This is a genomic window from Kitasatospora sp. NPDC033851 (assembly GCF_055576085.1).
Window position 1 is genome coordinate 1 of sequence record NZ_JBVIRL010000039.1, and the last position, 15,814, is coordinate 15,814.

General features: G+C 75.5%; 11 protein-coding genes. 3 read left to right on the forward strand and 8 right to left on the reverse strand.

Going from position 1 to position 15,814, the window contains the following annotated elements; translation table 11 throughout:
- Positions 1-241: 241 nt before the first annotated feature.
- The 6 genes from ACZ51D_RS39465 to ACZ51D_RS39490 form a co-directional block, all read right to left on the reverse strand.
- On the reverse strand, positions 242-1,495 hold the full coding sequence (locus tag ACZ51D_RS39465) for a hypothetical protein (RefSeq protein WP_465625222.1): 1,254 nt from the start codon (positions 1,493-1,495) through the stop codon (positions 242-244).
- Positions 1,496-1,591: 96 nt separating this feature from the next.
- Positions 1,592-2,134, reverse strand: a complete 543-nt coding sequence (locus ACZ51D_RS39470) for a SigE family RNA polymerase sigma factor (RefSeq protein WP_360505270.1) — start codon at positions 2,132-2,134, stop codon at positions 1,592-1,594.
- 176 nt (positions 2,135-2,310) lie between these two features.
- Positions 2,311-3,558: a type VII secretion-associated serine protease mycosin gene (mycP, locus tag ACZ51D_RS39475; protein ID WP_465625224.1), complete on the reverse strand. Its 1,248-nt coding sequence runs from the start codon at positions 3,556-3,558 to the stop codon at positions 2,311-2,313.
- 101 nt (positions 3,559-3,659) lie between these two features.
- Entirely contained in the window at positions 3,660-3,950 is a 291-nt protein-coding gene (locus ACZ51D_RS39480; RefSeq protein ID WP_465625226.1) for a WXG100 family type VII secretion target, read from the reverse strand.
- A gap of 102 nt (positions 3,951-4,052) precedes the next feature.
- The gene (locus ACZ51D_RS39485) at positions 4,053-4,337 is read right to left on the reverse strand and encodes a WXG100 family type VII secretion target (RefSeq protein WP_360505276.1); all 285 of its coding nucleotides are present in this window, start codon (positions 4,335-4,337) and stop codon (positions 4,053-4,055) included.
- 203 nt (positions 4,338-4,540) lie between these two features.
- Positions 4,541-6,241, reverse strand: a complete 1,701-nt coding sequence (locus ACZ51D_RS39490) for a type VII secretion protein EccB (RefSeq protein WP_465625228.1) — start codon at positions 6,239-6,241, stop codon at positions 4,541-4,543.
- A gap of 186 nt (positions 6,242-6,427) precedes the next feature.
- Here ACZ51D_RS39490 and eccE point away from each other — a divergent pair, with 186 nt between their 5' ends.
- From eccE to ACZ51D_RS39505, 3 genes are all read left to right on the forward strand, one after another.
- Positions 6,428-7,834: a type VII secretion protein EccE gene (gene eccE / locus ACZ51D_RS39495; RefSeq protein ID WP_465625230.1), complete on the forward strand. Its 1,407-nt coding sequence runs from the start codon at positions 6,428-6,430 to the stop codon at positions 7,832-7,834.
- Positions 7,834-8,601 (forward strand): hypothetical protein, encoded by a 768-nt coding sequence (locus tag ACZ51D_RS39500; protein ID WP_360505282.1) that lies wholly within the window; start codon positions 7,834-7,836, stop codon positions 8,599-8,601. Before eccE ends, ACZ51D_RS39500 begins: the two co-directional genes overlap by 1 nt.
- A gap of 279 nt (positions 8,602-8,880) precedes the next feature.
- Positions 8,881-11,004, forward strand: a complete 2,124-nt coding sequence (locus tag ACZ51D_RS39505) for a MinD/ParA family ATP-binding protein (RefSeq protein ID WP_465665116.1) — start codon at positions 8,881-8,883, stop codon at positions 11,002-11,004.
- Between the two features lie 90 nt (positions 11,005-11,094).
- Here ACZ51D_RS39505 and ACZ51D_RS39510 read toward each other — a convergent pair whose 3' ends face one another.
- Together ACZ51D_RS39510 and ACZ51D_RS39515 are read right to left on the reverse strand one after the other, a co-directional pair.
- Positions 11,095-12,039, reverse strand: a complete 945-nt coding sequence (locus tag ACZ51D_RS39510; protein WP_360505286.1) for a bifunctional riboflavin kinase/FAD synthetase — start codon at positions 12,037-12,039, stop codon at positions 11,095-11,097.
- A 65-nt stretch (positions 12,040-12,104) separates the two neighbouring features.
- Complete coding sequence (locus ACZ51D_RS39515; RefSeq protein ID WP_465665086.1) at positions 12,105-15,758, reverse strand: serine protease; 3,654 nt, start codon at positions 15,756-15,758, stop codon at positions 12,105-12,107.
- Between the last annotated feature and the right edge of the window lie 56 nt (positions 15,759-15,814).

Here is a 15,814-nt window from a genome sequence, read left to right on the forward strand (position 1 = left end):
CCACGGCACCGCCGATCGTGCTGCCCTGGAGGGTCCGCCATGACCACCGTCCCCACGTACACTCCGTCCGCAGTCGCCCCCGCCCACGACACCCCCGCGGGGGCCCCCCCCCCCCCCCCCCCCCCCCCCCCGGGGGCGGGCCCCCCCCCCCCCCCCCCCCCCCCCCCCCCCGCCGCGTTCAGGCCGCCACCTCCTTCTGAGCCACCGCTACTTCCGGGCCAGTGCTACTTCCGGGCCAGTGCTACTTCTTGGCCTTCCACACGGCGCCGGTGGCGATCGCCTTCAGCTGCTCCAGGGTGAGCAGCGGCTTCCCGGTCGGGCCCTGGGCGACCATGACCTCGGTGCCGTCCGGGTGCAGGACGTTCACCGTCAGCGGCATCTTCTCCTTGGTGTCCGGGCCGCCCCTGGTGAGCACCTTGTTGCCGTCGGGCAGGGTGAGCGCGTCCTTGAACGCCTGCTGCCCCGGGTTGTCCACGGACTTCGCCCAGTTCTCCACCCGCAGCACCACCGAGCCGGTGGTCTGGCCCTGCGCGAGCTGGAAGGTGGCCACCAGCGGGCTGCCGGTGCGGCCGGTCACGGTCACCCCGGCGGGCAGCAGCCCGGCCAGGGCGGCCTCCCGGTCCGCCAGCGACAGGCCCGGGTCGACCGCCGTCACGTCGATGCCGTCGAACTTGACCGCCGCCACGACCCGGTCCCAGGACTTGTCGACGACGATCGCCTTCAGCTGGTCGAGGGTGAGCGGCGGGGTCGGGCGGCTGTCCGGCGCGCCCTTCTCCTGAGGCGCGTTCCACTCGCTCACGTTGATCTCCCGGCCGTCCGGACCGACCAGCGAGGCGCTCCACTCCTTGGTGTCGGCCCGGTTGTCCGAGTACTCGTACCCCTGCTCGAGCATCAGCTGGGAGCCGTCCGCCAGGGTGGTGACGGCGCAGGAGTCGACCCGGGCGAGCTTGAAGTCCGTCGGGCAGCTGCGCGGCTGCCCCTGACCGGGCCGGTGCTTCTGGATGCCGATCTCGACCAGCGACTTGCCCTGGCCGTCGTCGAAGACCACGTCCGCCCCGACGAAGGTGCCGTTCGCCTTGTCGTCGTCGGTGCCGCGGCCCTTCGCGTCGGTGGTCTCGCCCTTGGGCAGCAGGGCCCGGAAGGTCGCCAGCACCTCGTCACCGCTGATCACGGTCGGGGCCGAGGACCCCGCCGTCGTCGGCGTGGCCGCAGGACTTCCGCTGCCACTGCCGGCGGCGGCCGTCGGGGCGGAGGCCGCGGCCACGGTGCCCGCGCCCTTCGCCCCCGGAGCACCGGCCAGGTACACCGCGCCGGTGCCCACCAGGGCCAGCGCGGCCGCGCCGCCCACCACGGCGGCGGTCGAGCGGCGGCGCCAGCGGCGGCGCCCGCGCTGGTAGCCGCCCGCGACCAGCTCGGCCTGCTCGGTGCGGAAGCCTTCACCCGTACGGGTGAGGGCGTAGAGAAGATCGTCCTCGAACTTGTCCGGCTCGGGCATGGGTGTTCACCGTCTCCTTGCGTCACGGGCAGTATTTGAAAGGGAGGGCCACCGACCGCCACGTCGCCCCGGGAGGGCCACCGACCGCCACCGCCCTCAGCGGGTGGCGAGCTCGCCCAGTGAGTCGCCGAGCAGGGTGCGCAGCCGGGCCAGCGCCCGGGTGGTGCGGGTCCGGACGGCGCCGGAGGACACCCGCATCACGTCGGCGGTCTCCTCGACGCTGCGGTCCTCCCAGTAGCGCAGCACCAGGACGGCGCGGTCCTTGGGCGGCATCCGGCCGAGTGCGTCGAGGAGGGTCAGCCGCAGGCTGCTGTCGGTGTCCTGCCCCGCCGCCTCCGGAAGGGCGTCGGTGGGGCGCTCGCCGCTGGAGCGTCGGCGCTGCTGGGCGAGGAACGTGCGCACCATGACGGTGTGGGTGTAGGCCGCCGGGTTGGCGATCCGGTCCCGGCCGCCGGTGAAGGCGCTGCGCCGCCAGAGCACGTACATCCGCCCGAGGGCCTCCTGGACGAGGTCCTCGGCGTAGTGGGTGTCACCGCTGGTGAGCAGGCAGGCCGAGCGGTACAGGTGGCCGGTGCGGCCTGCGACGAGTTCCAGGAACTCGGCGTCCTTGGCCTCCCGGCCCGCCCCGATCCACCCCATGCGCGCTGCCCCCCGCGGTCCGCCCTCCCTGACACTTCATCGATGCGGTGGGCGGGCGGCGGTGTTACAGCCGTTCCGGAGGAACTTTCGAGACGTCCCGATCGGTGGGGCCCCGATCGGCCGCGGCACGATCGGCCGCGCCCGGGTCAGTCGCGTCCGGCTCGGTCGCGGCCGGGTCAGTCGCGTCCGGCTCGGTCGGCGGACTTGCGCCGGTGGTCGCGCAGCACCACGCCGCCACCGATCAGCAGGGCGACCAGCAGCGCGCCGACGCCGAGGACGTACGTCGCGGTGCGGCCGTCGCGGTCGGCCTGGGTCTCTCCGAGGCCGACCGGCCGCGGCACGATCGGCGCGGAGGCGAGCTGCACCGGGGCGTCCGGGGTGGGGGCGGACGGCGCGTCGTCGGGGGCCGTGGTGACGGCCTTGACCGGGTCCACCACGCCCCAGCCGACGAACTGGTCCGGGTCGCGCTGGGTGCGCTGGGCGGTCTGCTCGATCCAGGCCCGCACCTGGGCCGGCGACCAGCCCGGGTGCGCGCCGAACAGCAGCGCGGCCAGCCCGGAGACGTACGGGGCGGCGAAGCTGGTGCCGTTGTCCACGCACTGCCCGCTCCCGGGCACGGTGGAGAGCATGTCGACGCCGGGCGCGGCGACCTTCACGAAGGAGCCGTACTGGGAGAACGGGGCGCGCTCGTTGTTGCGGTCTGAGGCACCGACGGCCAGCACGGTCGGGAAGGCGCCCGGGTAGGTGTCGCCTTCCTTGCCGTCGTTCCCGGTGGAGGCGACCACCACGGTGCCGGCTTGCTCGGCGGTCTGGATCGCGGCCTTCAGCTCCTGGAAGCCGCCGAAGTGGGCGTCGCCCGCGCCGCGCACGTCCTGGGAGATGTTGATGACCTTGGCCTTGGCCGCGACCGCCTCCTGGATGGCCTTCACGAGCGTGGAGACGTCGCCGTTGCCCTCGCTGTCGTTCTGCCGGATCGAGTAGATCTGCGCGTCGGGGGCCAGGCCGACGAACCCGGTCTTGTCGTTGCGGCCGGCCGCGATGATGCCCGCCACCTTGGTGCCGTGGCCGACCGGGTCGTCCTTGGCGGTGCCTCCGACCGGCTGCTTGGTCTCCTTGTCGACCAGCAGGTTGGAGCCCTGCACGACCTTTCCGGCCAGCTGCGGGTTCCGGTCGTCCACACCGGTGTCGATGACCGCGACCAACACGCCCTTGCCGGTGGTCCGCCCGCCCTGCCACAGCTCGTCCAGCAGCAGGCGCTGCAGCGACCACGGCACGGTCTGCACGTCGGGCGCGTTCTTGGGGCAGTCGCCCGCGGCGGCCAGCCCGGTTCCGCTGTCGGCGTACGCCGGGGCGGCGAGCGGGCCGCCCAGCACCGCGAGCGCGGCCAGTGCCGCAGCCGTCTTCCGGTACCCGCGTCCGGACACCCTGCCACCCCTCATGTCGTCTACCCGTGCCACGCGCCGAAGGGCGGGTGCCCGGAGTCCGGGTACCCGCCCCCTGTCGTTCCCGCTGGGGGAACGCCTGGTCAGTGCCAGAGCTTGGCGTTGCTGTCCTCGGTGGTCCGGTAGCTCTGCGCGGCGTTCTCCAGCGAGGTCGCGATCTGCGTGCAGGCCGAGTGCAGGTCGTTGGCCGCCGAGTCCCAGTTGGCCTGCTGGACCTTGTAGCCCTCCTGGGCCTTGCCCTGCCAGCTCTGGGCGATGCGGGTGACGTCCTTCTTCAGGTCGCTCAGCAGCTGCTCGATGCGGGCCGCCGAGGCCTTGACCTCTTCGGCGGCGTGGTGAACGGTCTCGAAGTTGACGAGAATGTGGTCGGACACGTTGTCTCCCTTGACGAGGGTGCGGAGCGTCCCGCGGTCAGTGGCGGACACCCCGCCGAGCGGCGGTTCGGAACAGACCGGTGATCAGCGCGCTTGCGGCGATCAGCCCTGGGAGTCGGCGAACATCGCCTTCTGCTCTTCCTCGGTGCTCGCGTAGTGCTTGGTGGTCTGCTCGATCGCGTGCTTGATCGCGGACAGCGACTCCTTGAGCTTCGCGATGTCCCCGTTGACCCGGTTCTGCAGGTTCGTGTAGGCGGTCGCCGCCTGACCCTGCCAGCCGCTGGTGATGCCCGTGACCGTGCTGTTCAGCTTGTTCTTCTCAGCCTCGATCTTGCCGATCGCCTGCTCGATCTGATTGGCGAAAGCCAGCATCTCCTGAGCAGTCATCGTGAACTGACCCTGAGCCATGCTCCACCGTCCCCCATGAGACAACATTGCGTACACGGAGAGCCCCGAAGGGCCCCACCGCCGCATCACCTGTGTGATGCCCAGCAGCACTGTAGTCGGCACACGCAGCTCGCCCAACACCGAGCACTGAGTAGTTACCAGACCATGACACTGCGGCCAATTCCTTTGCCGCGCTTGGCCGGTCAGGCGTTTTGCGGCTGGACGGCGCTCTTCGCGGTCAGCGGCGGGCCGGCCGGCACCAGGTCCGACCACTCGTGCGGCACCGGCAGCGGCCGGATCCCCTGGTAGCCCAACCGGGCCTGGTTGCCGCCGGTTTCGTCCTGCTGCTGACCCGGCTGCTGGCCGGACTGCTGGTCCGGCGACGCCGGGGTCGGGGTGCCCGGCTGCGGGGCCGGCGTCTTCGGGGCGCCGCTCTGGCCGGGCTGCGCACCCGGCGCGGGGGTGGCGCCGCGGCCGCCGTCACCGTTGGCCGGGACGGCGTACCGCAGCCCCGTCTCGGTGATCAGGAAGTCGGTGCCGGAGCCGCCGGTGGTGTTGTTCAGCGCGCGGTAGAACAGGCCGTGACCGGGCGTCACGTACGCGGCGCCGGCACCGTTGTTGTACTGCGCGGGGTACGAGGTCCCGGCCCAGACGCTGCGCTTGGGCGTCTTGCCGTCCTCGGCGACGCCGTCGAAGGTGCTGCACACGACCAGCCGGGCGCCCTGGCGGTCCTGCCAGTTGTTCACCGGCGCACCGGACTTCATCGGCCAGTCGGCCACGGTGCCCGGCAGCGGCGTCTCGCTGCCGACCTGGGACTGGTCGGCCGGGGTCATCTCGTCACTGCGCGGCTTCTTGTCCTGGTCGTACTTGTAGAGCATCTGGAACGCCGGGTTCTGCCGGATCAGCTCCGCCTGGAACGGGGTGACCAGGAAGAGCCGGTCCTTGCCGACCACGTACTGGCGGTCCTGGTAGTGCACCAGCCGGCCGATCCGGCGGTCGGCGGCGTTCCCCAGCTGCACCGTGGAGTTGGGGTTCGGGCTGTCGGCCATCTCCGCGATCTGCGGGAAGGTGATCGGGGTGCCGTTGACCAGGGTGTCCAGCCAGTCCCGCTTGACCCGCTGCGGCACCGCGTTGGGCCCGAAGACCGCGGTGATCAGCGACTTGCGCTCCTTGTCGTCCGACTGCGGGGAGCCGATCTCGTGCTTGCGGCCCTGCGCGTCGACCAGGTAGACCTTCGCCCCCGAGGCGGCCTGCTGACCCGGCGCCGGCGCGGCCGAAACCTGCTGCTCGTCCGCCTGCTGCACCAGCATCAGCTGGTCCGGGCCGAGCATCCGGTCCTTGGCCGCCAGCGTCGCCGCGTCCGGGCCGGCCGTCACGAACACCGCCTGGTTGACGGTCTCCTGCTTCTCGTCCGAGCCCGGGCGGTCACAGACCGCCCACTTCATCGACTGGCTCGCGTTGTCCTTGGTCGGCAACTTGTCCGGCGCGTACGGGATACCGATGGTCGGACCGTGGTTGGGGTACCGGTCGAGCACCCCGTCGTCGACCACCACGACCTTGGCGTCGACGGGCAGCACCAGCCGCGCCGAGGACATGTTGAGCACCTGGTGCAGCCGCTTGGTCGTGCCGTCCGGGTCGGTCAGCACCACGTACCGGGTGGTCGACTGCTTGCCCTGGATGATGTTCTTGCCGTCGTCCCACTTCAGCGGGGCACTGGGCTTGAACACCCCCCAGACCCCGAACCCGGCCACGACCACGGCGCCGGCCAGGATGCTCGGGAGCACCGCCTTCACCGGACGCGGCGCGTCCTCGTCACTCCCGCCGCCGGCGGGCAGCAGAAAGGCGCCCACCGTTCGCTTGCGGGCGAAGGTGTACGCGTTGAGCTCGTCCCGGCGCGATGCCATCCTCGTCGTCCCCCTAGTCAGACGTTGTCGGACGTTGTCAGACCGACCTGCCCCGTGGTCCACCCGCCGGGCGCGAACCGGTGCGAACCCTCTACGATGCGGCAGCAGACGGTGAGTACGGTACGGGTACGGTCCGCGAACCAGCCAGCCGGGCCGCGACAAAGGATCAGAGAGGGCCACCGGGGGATGCCAAGCCAGACCGCTCCAGGACGCCGGCGCAGCGCGGGCGGCGGGAGGTCGCGCCGGTCCGGCCGGCCGCAGCGCGGCGGCCGAGCCGCCGAGGCGGGGCCCGTCCAGTCACCGCCGAACGCGGGTGGCGGCGGTGCCGTCCAGGTCCGCGTCAATCCCCGACCCGGGCTGCTCGGCGGCCGGTTGAAGCTCCAGCAGCTCGTCCTGGTCGAGGTCGCGGTGGCACTGGTCGCGGTCGGCTGGACCATCAGCCGCCCGGTCGCGGCCGGCTTCGGCGCGGTCGCGCTGGTGCTGCTCGTCCTCGCCGCCATCCCGGTGCGCGGCCGTACCATCCCCGAGCTGCTCCGGGTGCGCTCCGCCCTCAAGTCCCGCCGCAAGCAGGCCCGTACGCTGCTGCCGCCGGCCGGCACCGACCCGGCACTGGCGCCGGCGCTGGAGCTCGAACCGGGGCTGCGCACCTGCACCCACGCCACCGAGGCCGAGTTCGGCGGCCGCCCGGTGCGCCGCGAGACCGGAATGGTCGGCGACGGCACCTTCCTCAGCTCGGTCCTGCTCGTCCAGGCCAAGGACCAGCCGCTGCGCCCGGTGCGCACCGCGCTGCCGCTGCCGCTGGACGTGATCTGCTCGGCCCTCACGGTGGACGACATCACCCTGGAGTCGGTGCAGCTGGTCCAGCACACCCAGCCCGCCCCGGCCCCGCACCTGCCCGAGCAGTCCCTGGCCGCCCGCGCCTACCGCGAGCTGCCGGACGGCACCTCCACCCCCGGGCTGCGGCTGACCTGGATCGCCCTCAAGCTCGACCCGGAACGCGCGGCGACCGCCGTCCGGGCCCGCGGCGGCGGCGAGGATGGCGCCCGCAAGGCGCTGCAGCGGGTGACCGACCAGCTGGCCGGCCGGCTCAACAGCGCCGGCTTCAACGCGACCGTGCTGGACGAGCGCGAGCTGATCGCCGCCCTGTCCATCTCCGCCTGCGCCAACCCGATCGCGGTAGCCGGCCGCCAGGGCACCGGCAGCGGCGGCGGCACCAACCGCCGCACCCAGGAGGGCAACCGGTTCTGGCGGATCGACGACCGCTGGCACACCACCTACTGGATCTCCCGCTGGCCGCAGCTCAGCCGCCCCGGCGGCGCCCCCGGCCGGATCGCCGCACCGGACCTGGTCAACCTGATGACCGGATCCCCGGCCCTGGCCAGCACCTTCAGCCTGACCGCCGGACACGGCACCGGCGACTCGGTGACCGTCAGCGGGCACCTGCGGGTGACCGGGCGCAGCGAGAGCGAGGTCGGCCAGGTCGGCCGCCAGGTGGAGACCCGGGCGCAGAGCGCCGGCCTCGGCCTCGTCCGGCTCGACCTGGAGCAGGCCCCCGGCATGCTCGCCACCCTGCCGCTGGGAGGAGCGTCCTGATGGCGTACCAGAGCTATCCCGCCGTCGGCCCGCAGCCCGGCGCCGAGCAGCGCCGGACCCGGCCGCGGATCCTGCCCGGCTTCGGGCTGCGCGGCCCGCGCCGGGAGAAGCACGTGCTCGAACCCGCCGACCTCGCCGCGCTGGCCTTCCCGGTCGGCGACGACGGCGTGGTCATCGGCGTCGACCCGCAGGGACTGCCCGCGGTGCTCGGCCTCTTCCGCCCCAGCGCGTACGACCTGGTGCTGGTCGGCGGCATGTGGACGGCGCAGGTCATCGCGCTGCGGGCGGCCGCGATCGGCGCCCGGGTCGCGGTGGAGACCGCCCGCGGGCAGCTGTGGGGCCCGATGGCGCAGGCCGCCGGCGGCGGGCAGCCGTGCGTGACGATCCACCAGGTCGGCAGGCTCGGCCCGCAGGGCGCCTCGGTGGCCTCGCCGGTGCTGGTGGTGCGCGACCTCGGCGCCCGTCCGCCGCGCAGCCGGCTCTCCGCCGCGCCCTGGCAGACCACCCTGACGCTGCTGCCGTACCTGGGCCCGAACGCCGCCCGGGTGCTCAACGCGGCCGACCTGGTCGGCGTGCAGCGGATCTCCCCGCAGGAGGCGGAACTGACCGGCCGGGTGCTGTCGCTCCCGCCGGAGGACGTGGCCACGCTGCCCACCCTCGGCGACGACCTCACCCTGTGGGCGACCCGGATGCGGCGCCAGTACGTACGGGCCGTGGCCGGACAGGCCGAGCAGCAGGTGCTCGGCGGCCCGCGCCGGATGGACTGACCGGACGGACTGAGCCGCGGCTCGCCGCACCCGGCGGGCCGCCGCGGAACCGAAGCCGCCTTCAACGGGGGTTGCCGTACGGCCTAGTCTTTGATGCGGCAACGGCACCGCTGAACAAGCGGCGGCGAACACGAGGGAGCCAGAGTGAGTAGCGATCGGGACGGCGTCTACGTCGGCGACAACGCGGCAGAGGACGACGACGACTGGTCGGACGCGCCTGACTACACTCCCCCGTCCTGGTACGTGCAGACGGAGGCCCCGGCGGCTCCGACGGCTCCCATGGCCGCGGCGGCCCCAACGGCCTCGGCGGCGGCACCGGTGAGCCCGGCCGCCGGTCCGGCCGACGCGCTCAAGTCCATGCCCGCGCCCGCTGCGGAGACGGCGTACCCGGCCGCCCCGGCTCCGGTGGCGGCGCAGGCTCCGGCGCAGGTCCAGGCTCCGGCCCCGTACCAGGCCCAGGATCCGACGGCCGCCCCGGTCCCGACTCCGACGGCCGAGGCCGCGCCGATCGCCGCGCCTGCCGCCGCCCCGGCGCCCGTGCAGGCCGAGGCCCAGCACGTCCCGTTCCCGACGGCCTCCCCCGCGCCTGTTCCCGCGCCCGTTCCCACCCCCGAGCAGCCGCAGCCCGCCGCCCCGGCCTGGCCGACGGCGGAGGCCCTGGCGCAGCCGCCCGCGCCCCAGCCGTACCCGGCGGCCCCGATGCCCCCCGCGACCGCGCAGCCGGGGCAGCCCGTCCCGCCGCAGTCGTACGCGCAGCCGCCCGCCCAGCCGGTCCCGCCGCAGAACCCCCAGAACCCCCAGAGCCCGCAGGACCAGCAGGCCGCCTGGGATCCGCAGGCCGCGTGGGCGGCCCAGCAGGCGGCGGCCCAGGCCCAGCCTGCCCCCGCCGCCCAGCAGCAGCCCGTCCCGGCCCCGCAGCCTGTTCCGGCCCCGCAGCCCGGCCCGGTGGACCCGCGCCAGGGTGGGTGGCCGCAGCCCGCCGCGTACCAGCAGCCGGGCCAGCCGCAGCCCGCGCAGCCCCAGCCCGGCCAGCCGCTCCCGGGCCAGCCCGTCCAGCCGCAGCAGGCGCAGCCGCCGGGCCCCGCGCAGCCGTGGCAGCAGCAGCCGCCGGCGTCGCAGCCCGCCGCGTTCCAGCAGTCCGCCGCCCCGCAGCAGACCGCGCACGGCGCGCCGCTCGGCTACACCGCCGCCGTCGAGCTGTCCTCGGACCGGCTGCTGCGCAGCCAGCCCAAGCAGCAGCGCCAGCAGCCGCGGTTCCAGTTCGGCGGCAAGGCCGCGGCGGCCGAGAAGGCCCGCCGGCTGGAGATCATCCGCACCCCGGTGATGAGCTGCTACCGGATCGCCGTGATCAGCCTCAAGGGCGGGGTCGGCAAGACGACGACCACCACCGCGCTCGGCGCGACCCTGGCCAGCGAGCGCCAGGACAAGGTGATCGCGATCGACGCCAACCCGGACGCCGGCACCCTGGGCCGCCGGGTCAAGCGCCAGACCGGCGCGACCATCCGCGACCTGGTGACGGCCATCCCGCACCTGCGCAGCTACATGGACATCCGTCAGTTCACCTCGCAGGACCTGAACTCGGGCCTGGAGATCCTGGCGAACGACGTCGACCCGGCGGTCTCCACCACCTTCAACGACTCGGACTACCGCCAGGTCATCGACGTGCTGGGCCGCCAGTACCCGATCATCCTGACCGACTCCGGCACCGGCCTGCTGTACAGCGCGATGCGCGGGGTGCTGGACCTGGCCGACCAGCTGATCATCGTCTCCACCCCCAGCGTGGACGGCGCCTCCAGCGCCTCGACCACCCTGGACTGGCTCTCCGCGCACGGCTACGCGGATCTGGTGCAGCGCAGCATCACGGTGGTCTCCGGGGTTCGCGAGACCAGCAAAATGATCAAGGTCGAGGACATCGTCGCGCACTTCCAGACCCGCTGCCGCGGCGTGGTCGTGGTGCCGTTCGACGAGAGCCTGGCGGCCGGCGCCGAGGTCAACCTCGACATGATGCGGCCCAAGGTCCGCGAGGCGTACTTCGAGCTGGCCACCCTGGTCGGCGAGGACATCATCCGGGCCCAGCAGGCCGCCGCCCAGCAGTCCACCTGGCAGCAGCCGCAGGCCCCGCAGCCGCAGCCCTACCAGGGCCAGGCCGCGCAGGCCCCGCCGCCCGCCCCCGGTGCGCCGTGGGCGCCGCAGCCCGGCCAGGCCCCGCCGCCCCCGCCCGGGTACGGCTACCCGCAGCAGCAGCCCTGGCCGCCGCAGCAGGGCGCTCCACAGCCCAACCCGGGCTACGGCTACCCGTCCGCCCAGGGGCAGCCGCCGGTGCCCGCCCCGCCCGCCGAGCCGGACGGGTACCGGCCCCCGCCGCCGGGCTACGGCTACCCGCCGCAGGCACCCCAGCAGTGACGACACGGAAGGGCCCGCCGACACCAGTCGGCGGGCCCTTCCGGCGTCACCGGGGCTCAGGCGCCCCTGCCGAAGCTTCGCTCCGCTCGGTCAGATCCCGTCGGTCAGCTCGCGGGCGCGCTTGACGTCGTCGGCCATCCGGTCCAGCAGCGCCTCGATGGAGTCGAACTTCTCCATCCCGCGCAGGTAGGCCAGGAAGTCCACCGCGACGTGCAGCCCGTACAGGTCCAGGCCGACCCGGTCGATGGCGTACGCCTCGACGGTGCGGGCGGTGCCGTCGAAGGTCGGGTTGGTGCCGACCGAGATCGCGGCCGGCATCCGCTCGCCGTCCGCGGTCAGCCAGCCCGCGTACACGCCGTCGGCCGGGACCGCGCTGTGCGGGACGGTCTCGACGTTGGCGGTCGGGAAGCCCAGCTCGCGGCCGCGCTGCGCGCCGCGCACCACCTCGCCCTCGACCCGGTGCGGGCGGCCCAGCACCTCGTTGGCGCCCGCCATGTCCCCGGCCTCGACCAGCCGGCGGGTCAGGCTGGAGGAGAACGGCTGGCCGTCCCCGGCCGTGCCGCACACCTGCAGGTCGATCAGCTCGACCTCGTAGTCGTCCGCCCGGCCCAGCTCGGCGAGCAGCGCGACGTCCCCCGCGGCCTTGTGCCCGAAGCGGAAGTTGGGGCCCTCGATGACGACCCGCGCGTGCAGCGCGTCCACCAGGACCTGCCGGACGAAGGTCTCCGGGGACTCCTTCGAGAACTCGGTGGTGAACGGCAGCACCAGCACCGCGTCCACCCCGAGCTCCGCGATCAGCTCGGCCCGGCGCGGGTGCGGCGCGAGCAGCGGCGGGTGGCTGCCCGGGCGGATGACCTCACGCGGGTGCGGGTCGAAGGTCACCACGACCGAGGGCAGGCCGAGTTCGCGGGCGCGCTCGACCGCCCGTCCGATGATCAGCTGATGCCCGCGGTGCACCCCGTCGAACGAGCCGATGGTGACGACGCTGCGTCCCCAGTCACCGGGGATCTCCTCCAGGCCACGCCAGCGCTGCACCTGACCGCTCCTTGTTCCGTACGGCGCGTACCCTCTGTACGCTCAAACGCTCAAAACCCGAACCCCTATAGCGTGCCATGCGCCTGCCCCGGCTCAGGCACCGGAATACGGGTTGAGCGCACCGGCGGCCGTACGACCCGCTCCGGCGAGGTCCGCTCGGCCTCCGCGGCGGCGTACTGCGGGTCCCGTCCGGCCGCCGTCAGGGCCCACATCCGGGCCAGCCGGGGGCCGTCCGGCGCGGTCGGGGCGGCGTCGCGCGGCCACCGGGCGAGCAGCCGGGCGAAGGCCGCGGAGCGTCCGGCGCAGCGCACCAGCAACTCGTCGGCACCCGGCAGCGCGGCGGCCGTCCGGGCCAGCACCGCGCGGGCCCGGGCCGGATTCTCGGCCGCGCAGTGCTCGGCCAGCCGCTCCACGGCGGCGGCCAGCACCACCGGGTCGGCCTCGGTGGCGAGCAGGATGTCCAGCAGCTCGCAGCGCAGCGCGTCCGCCGCCGGGTCGGCCACCGGGACGGACAGCGCCTCGGCGAACGGCCGCCGCACCGCCGCCGTCCGGGCGGCCAGCGCGGTGCCGAGCAGCACCCGCAGCTCCAGCCGGTCGGCCGGGCCGACGGCCGCGGTGCGCCCCAGCCGGCGGCCGAGGTAGTCGACGGCGACCGGCCCGGCCAGCCCCGGGTGCGCGCGCAGCAGCCGGGCGGCCAGTTCGGCGCCCCGCCGGACGGCCACCGGGGCGGCGGCGTCGGCCAGCACCCGCAGCGTCTCGGCGGTGGCCGTGCCGGGCGCCGCCAGCCGGTCGGCGAGTGCGGCCAGGACGGGCTCCGGGTCGCTCTCCAGGGCCGGGGCGAGCGCCCTCGGGGTGAGGAAGGCGTCACCGCCCGCCCGGTGCAGGGCGAGCGCGGCCGGGAGGTGCTCGGCCCGGGTCGCCGGGTCGCCGACCAGCAGGGCCAGCGCCGCGCCGTGCAGGCCGGGCTCGTCCTCGCGGGCGAGCAGGGTCAGCGCGGTGAACCTCAGCAGTTCGGCCGCGGCCCCGGTCGCGTACGGGGCGGTCCGCAGCGCGTGCACGGCGGCCGCGACGTGCCGCTCGGGCCGCCGGTCGTGGCTCCAGCGGTCCACCGCGCGGCAGAGCGCGGACGGCTCCTCGGCGGCGAGCACGGTGAGCAGCGCGTCGGCCCTCGGGTGTGCGGCGTCGGCCAGCGCGTCGGCCAACTCGTCCAGGGCGAGCCAGCGGTGGGCGTGCAGCAGGTCGTGCGCGAGGTCGGCCACGGTGCAGCCGGGGCGGCCCGGCAGGCCGCGCGGGTCGTCGAACCAGGCGCACAGCAGCGGGAACACCGCGACCGGATCGTTCCGCAGCCGCTCCGCCACCGCGCCGAGGAACCGCTGCCCGGGGCCGTCGGCCGCCACCAGCGTTCGCAGCAGGGCGAGTTCGGCCTCGAGCGGCAGGCCGAGGCCGGTCCAGAACGCCGGGCCGAAGCGGCCGAGCCCGGCGGCCGGGAGCGCCGCCGCCCCGACCGCCGCCCCACCCGGAGCCCCGCCCGCCGCAGCAGCCCGTTCGGCGATCCGGCCGGCCAACTGGTCGAGCAGCGCCCGGTGTTCGGCCCGGTCCGGGCTGGCGGCCAGGCCGGCGGTGAGCAGCCGCCCCGCCCACCAGGCGGGTTCACTGCCGGGCGGGCGCAGGTCCAGCGCGCGCCAGATCCGGTGCAGCCACGGGTCCAGGGCGGGCGCGCCCCAGGTCTCGGCCACCCGGCGCAGTGCGGCGGCGACCGGGCCGATCCGGTGCCGGGGGACGGTGTTCGCCCCCGCGGCCCGGCCGGGCCCCACCGTTGCGTCGGCGGGCGTGGGGGGCGAGGCGGGCGTGGGGGGCGTGTCCTCGGCCTCGCCGAGCAGCAACCGCAGCGCCGCGTCCAGGTCCAGGTGCAGGCCCTGCAACCAGTCGGCGAACTCCCCGTGCGCGAACCGGTATCCGGGCCCGGCGGGCACGAACAGGCCCTCGGCGAGCACCGCCGTGGCCCAGCCGCCGTCGACCGGGAACAGTTCCTCGAAGGCGGCCCGGCCGAGCCCGCCCGGCTCGCTGCCGAGCATCCGCCGGGCCGCCTCGTGGACCCGGCCCGCCACCGCCGCGGCGAGCCGGCGCACCCGCCCGTGGCGCGGTCCCACCGGTCGGGCAGCGCCCCGGCGGTGCGCGCCCGGGCGGCGAGGGCGGCCGTCCTCGGCCAGCCGTTGGGCCACCCGCAGGCAGCGCAGGTCCAGGAAGGCGCCGAACAGCTCGCCCCGGCGCACCGGCCCGTCATGCAACCCCTCGGCCCACAGCTCCCCGGCCAGCCGGACGGCCAGCGGGTGCCGGGCGTCCTCGGCGGCGGCCGGGCGGCCGGGCGGCAGCCCGTAGCGGCGGCGCACCCGCTCGGCGGCCTCGACCGGCAGCGGGCCGAGCCGGTGCCCGGCCAGGCTCGGCCCGCCCGGGCCGCCGCCGTCCATCCGCACGGTGGGGGCGCTGCTCAGGTCGCCGTCCGGGTGCGCCTCCTCCGCGCGGCCCGCGCCGAACGTGCCGCTCCCCCAGGTCTCGGCGGCCAGCCGCTCCCAGAGTTCCTCGCCGCAGGCGGTCAGCAGCCGCGCCCCGCAGCCGGTCAGCCACTGCCCGGCGCCGCGCAGCCAGCGCGCGTCCAGCCGCGCCGGGGCCTCCTCCGGGCCGTCCAGGACGACCAGCAGCGCCCGCCCGGCCGCCGCGCACAGCGCCGCCACCGGCTCGGGCGCGGGCGCCGGGGTGCCCAGTTCGGCCGCCGCCGCGGCCAGCGCCCGCTCCACCGGTTCGGCGAGCGAACGGTCCTCGGCGCGCAGGTCGGCGCCGCGCAGCCAGAGGGTGGGCAGCGGGTGGGCGCCGCCGGAGCGGCGGGCGGCCAGCGCGGCCAGTTCGGTGGAGCGCCCGCTGCCGGGGGCACCGACCAGCGCGGTGACGGTCGCGGCCGGCTCGTCCCCGGCCAGGCCGTCCGGCCGGTCCACCCGGTCCGCGGCCAGCCCGGCCACCCGCCCCGGTCCGGCGCCGGCGGCCGCGAGCTGGGCCGCGGTCAGCCGCAGCACCCCGGCCAGGTTGAGCGCCGGCCCGTACGCGGGCACGGCCGCCGCGTTGCGGGCCAGCAGCCCGGCCAAGGCCTCGGCGACCTCCACCCCACCGCCGGCAGCCACCGCCGGCAGCGCCCCGCCGTGCTGCGGGCCCCGGAGGGCGGGCGCGGCCAGCGCGACCACCGCCCCGCTGCGGGCGTCCAGCACCGGCGAGCCGGCCGGCACCACGACGCCGCCGACCACCGGCATGTCCAGCAGCAGCACCCCGCCCCGCCGGTGCCCGCCGTACCCGGCGCCGGTGACCCCGAGCAGCCCGCAGCGCAGTGCGACCGCCCGGCCGTCCTCGCCCGCCAGCGCGGGCAGCAGCACCTCGTGCCCGCCCCCGAGGGCGGCCACCGGCAGCGGCGGCACCGGCAGCCCGCCGACCGCGTCGGTGCGCAGCAGCGCGAGCCCGTGCTCGGGCAGCAACAGGACGGCGTCCGGGCCGAGCACCCTGGTCTGTCCGCCGGGGGTGTGCAGGACGACCCGGTCCAGCCCGGCCACGCTCTCGTGCGCGGTGAGCACCCCGCCCTGCGGGTCGGCGACGAACCCTAAGCCGTGCAGCCGCCCGTTGAGGTCGCGGATCCGCAGCAGGTACCGCCCCGGATCGCCCTCCAGAAACCCCGGCATGAGTGCCCCTTCGCCCGTCGCTCGCCCACCGCCGGGAGCCTGCCCGCCGGGGCGGC

What these genes read in the sequence shown, in the direction of transcription:
- ACZ51D_RS39505 (WP_465665116.1), top strand. Translation starts at nt 8,881, where the DNA reads ATGGCCGCGGCGGCCCCAACGGCCTCGGCGGCGGCACCGGTGAGCCCG.
- ACZ51D_RS39485 (WP_360505276.1), bottom strand. Translation starts at nt 4,337, where the DNA reads ATGACTGCTCAGGAGATGCTGGCTTTCGCCAATCAGATCGAGCAGGCG.
- ACZ51D_RS39465 (WP_465625222.1), bottom strand. Translation starts at nt 1,495, where the DNA reads ATGCCCGAGCCGGACAAGTTCGAGGACGATCTTCTCTACGCCCTCACC.
- ACZ51D_RS39515 (WP_465665086.1), bottom strand. Translation starts at nt 15,758, where the DNA reads ATGCCGGGGTTTCTGGAGGGCGATCCGGGGCGGTACCTGCTGCGGATC.
- eccE (WP_465625230.1), top strand. Translation starts at nt 6,428, where the DNA reads ATGCCAAGCCAGACCGCTCCAGGACGCCGGCGCAGCGCGGGCGGCGGG.
- ACZ51D_RS39470 (WP_360505270.1), bottom strand. Translation starts at nt 2,134, where the DNA reads ATGGGGTGGATCGGGGCGGGCCGGGAGGCCAAGGACGCCGAGTTCCTG.
- ACZ51D_RS39490 (WP_465625228.1), bottom strand. Translation starts at nt 6,241, where the DNA reads ATGGCATCGCGCCGGGACGAGCTCAACGCGTACACCTTCGCCCGCAAG.
- ACZ51D_RS39500 (WP_360505282.1), top strand. Translation starts at nt 7,834, where the DNA reads ATGGCGTACCAGAGCTATCCCGCCGTCGGCCCGCAGCCCGGCGCCGAG.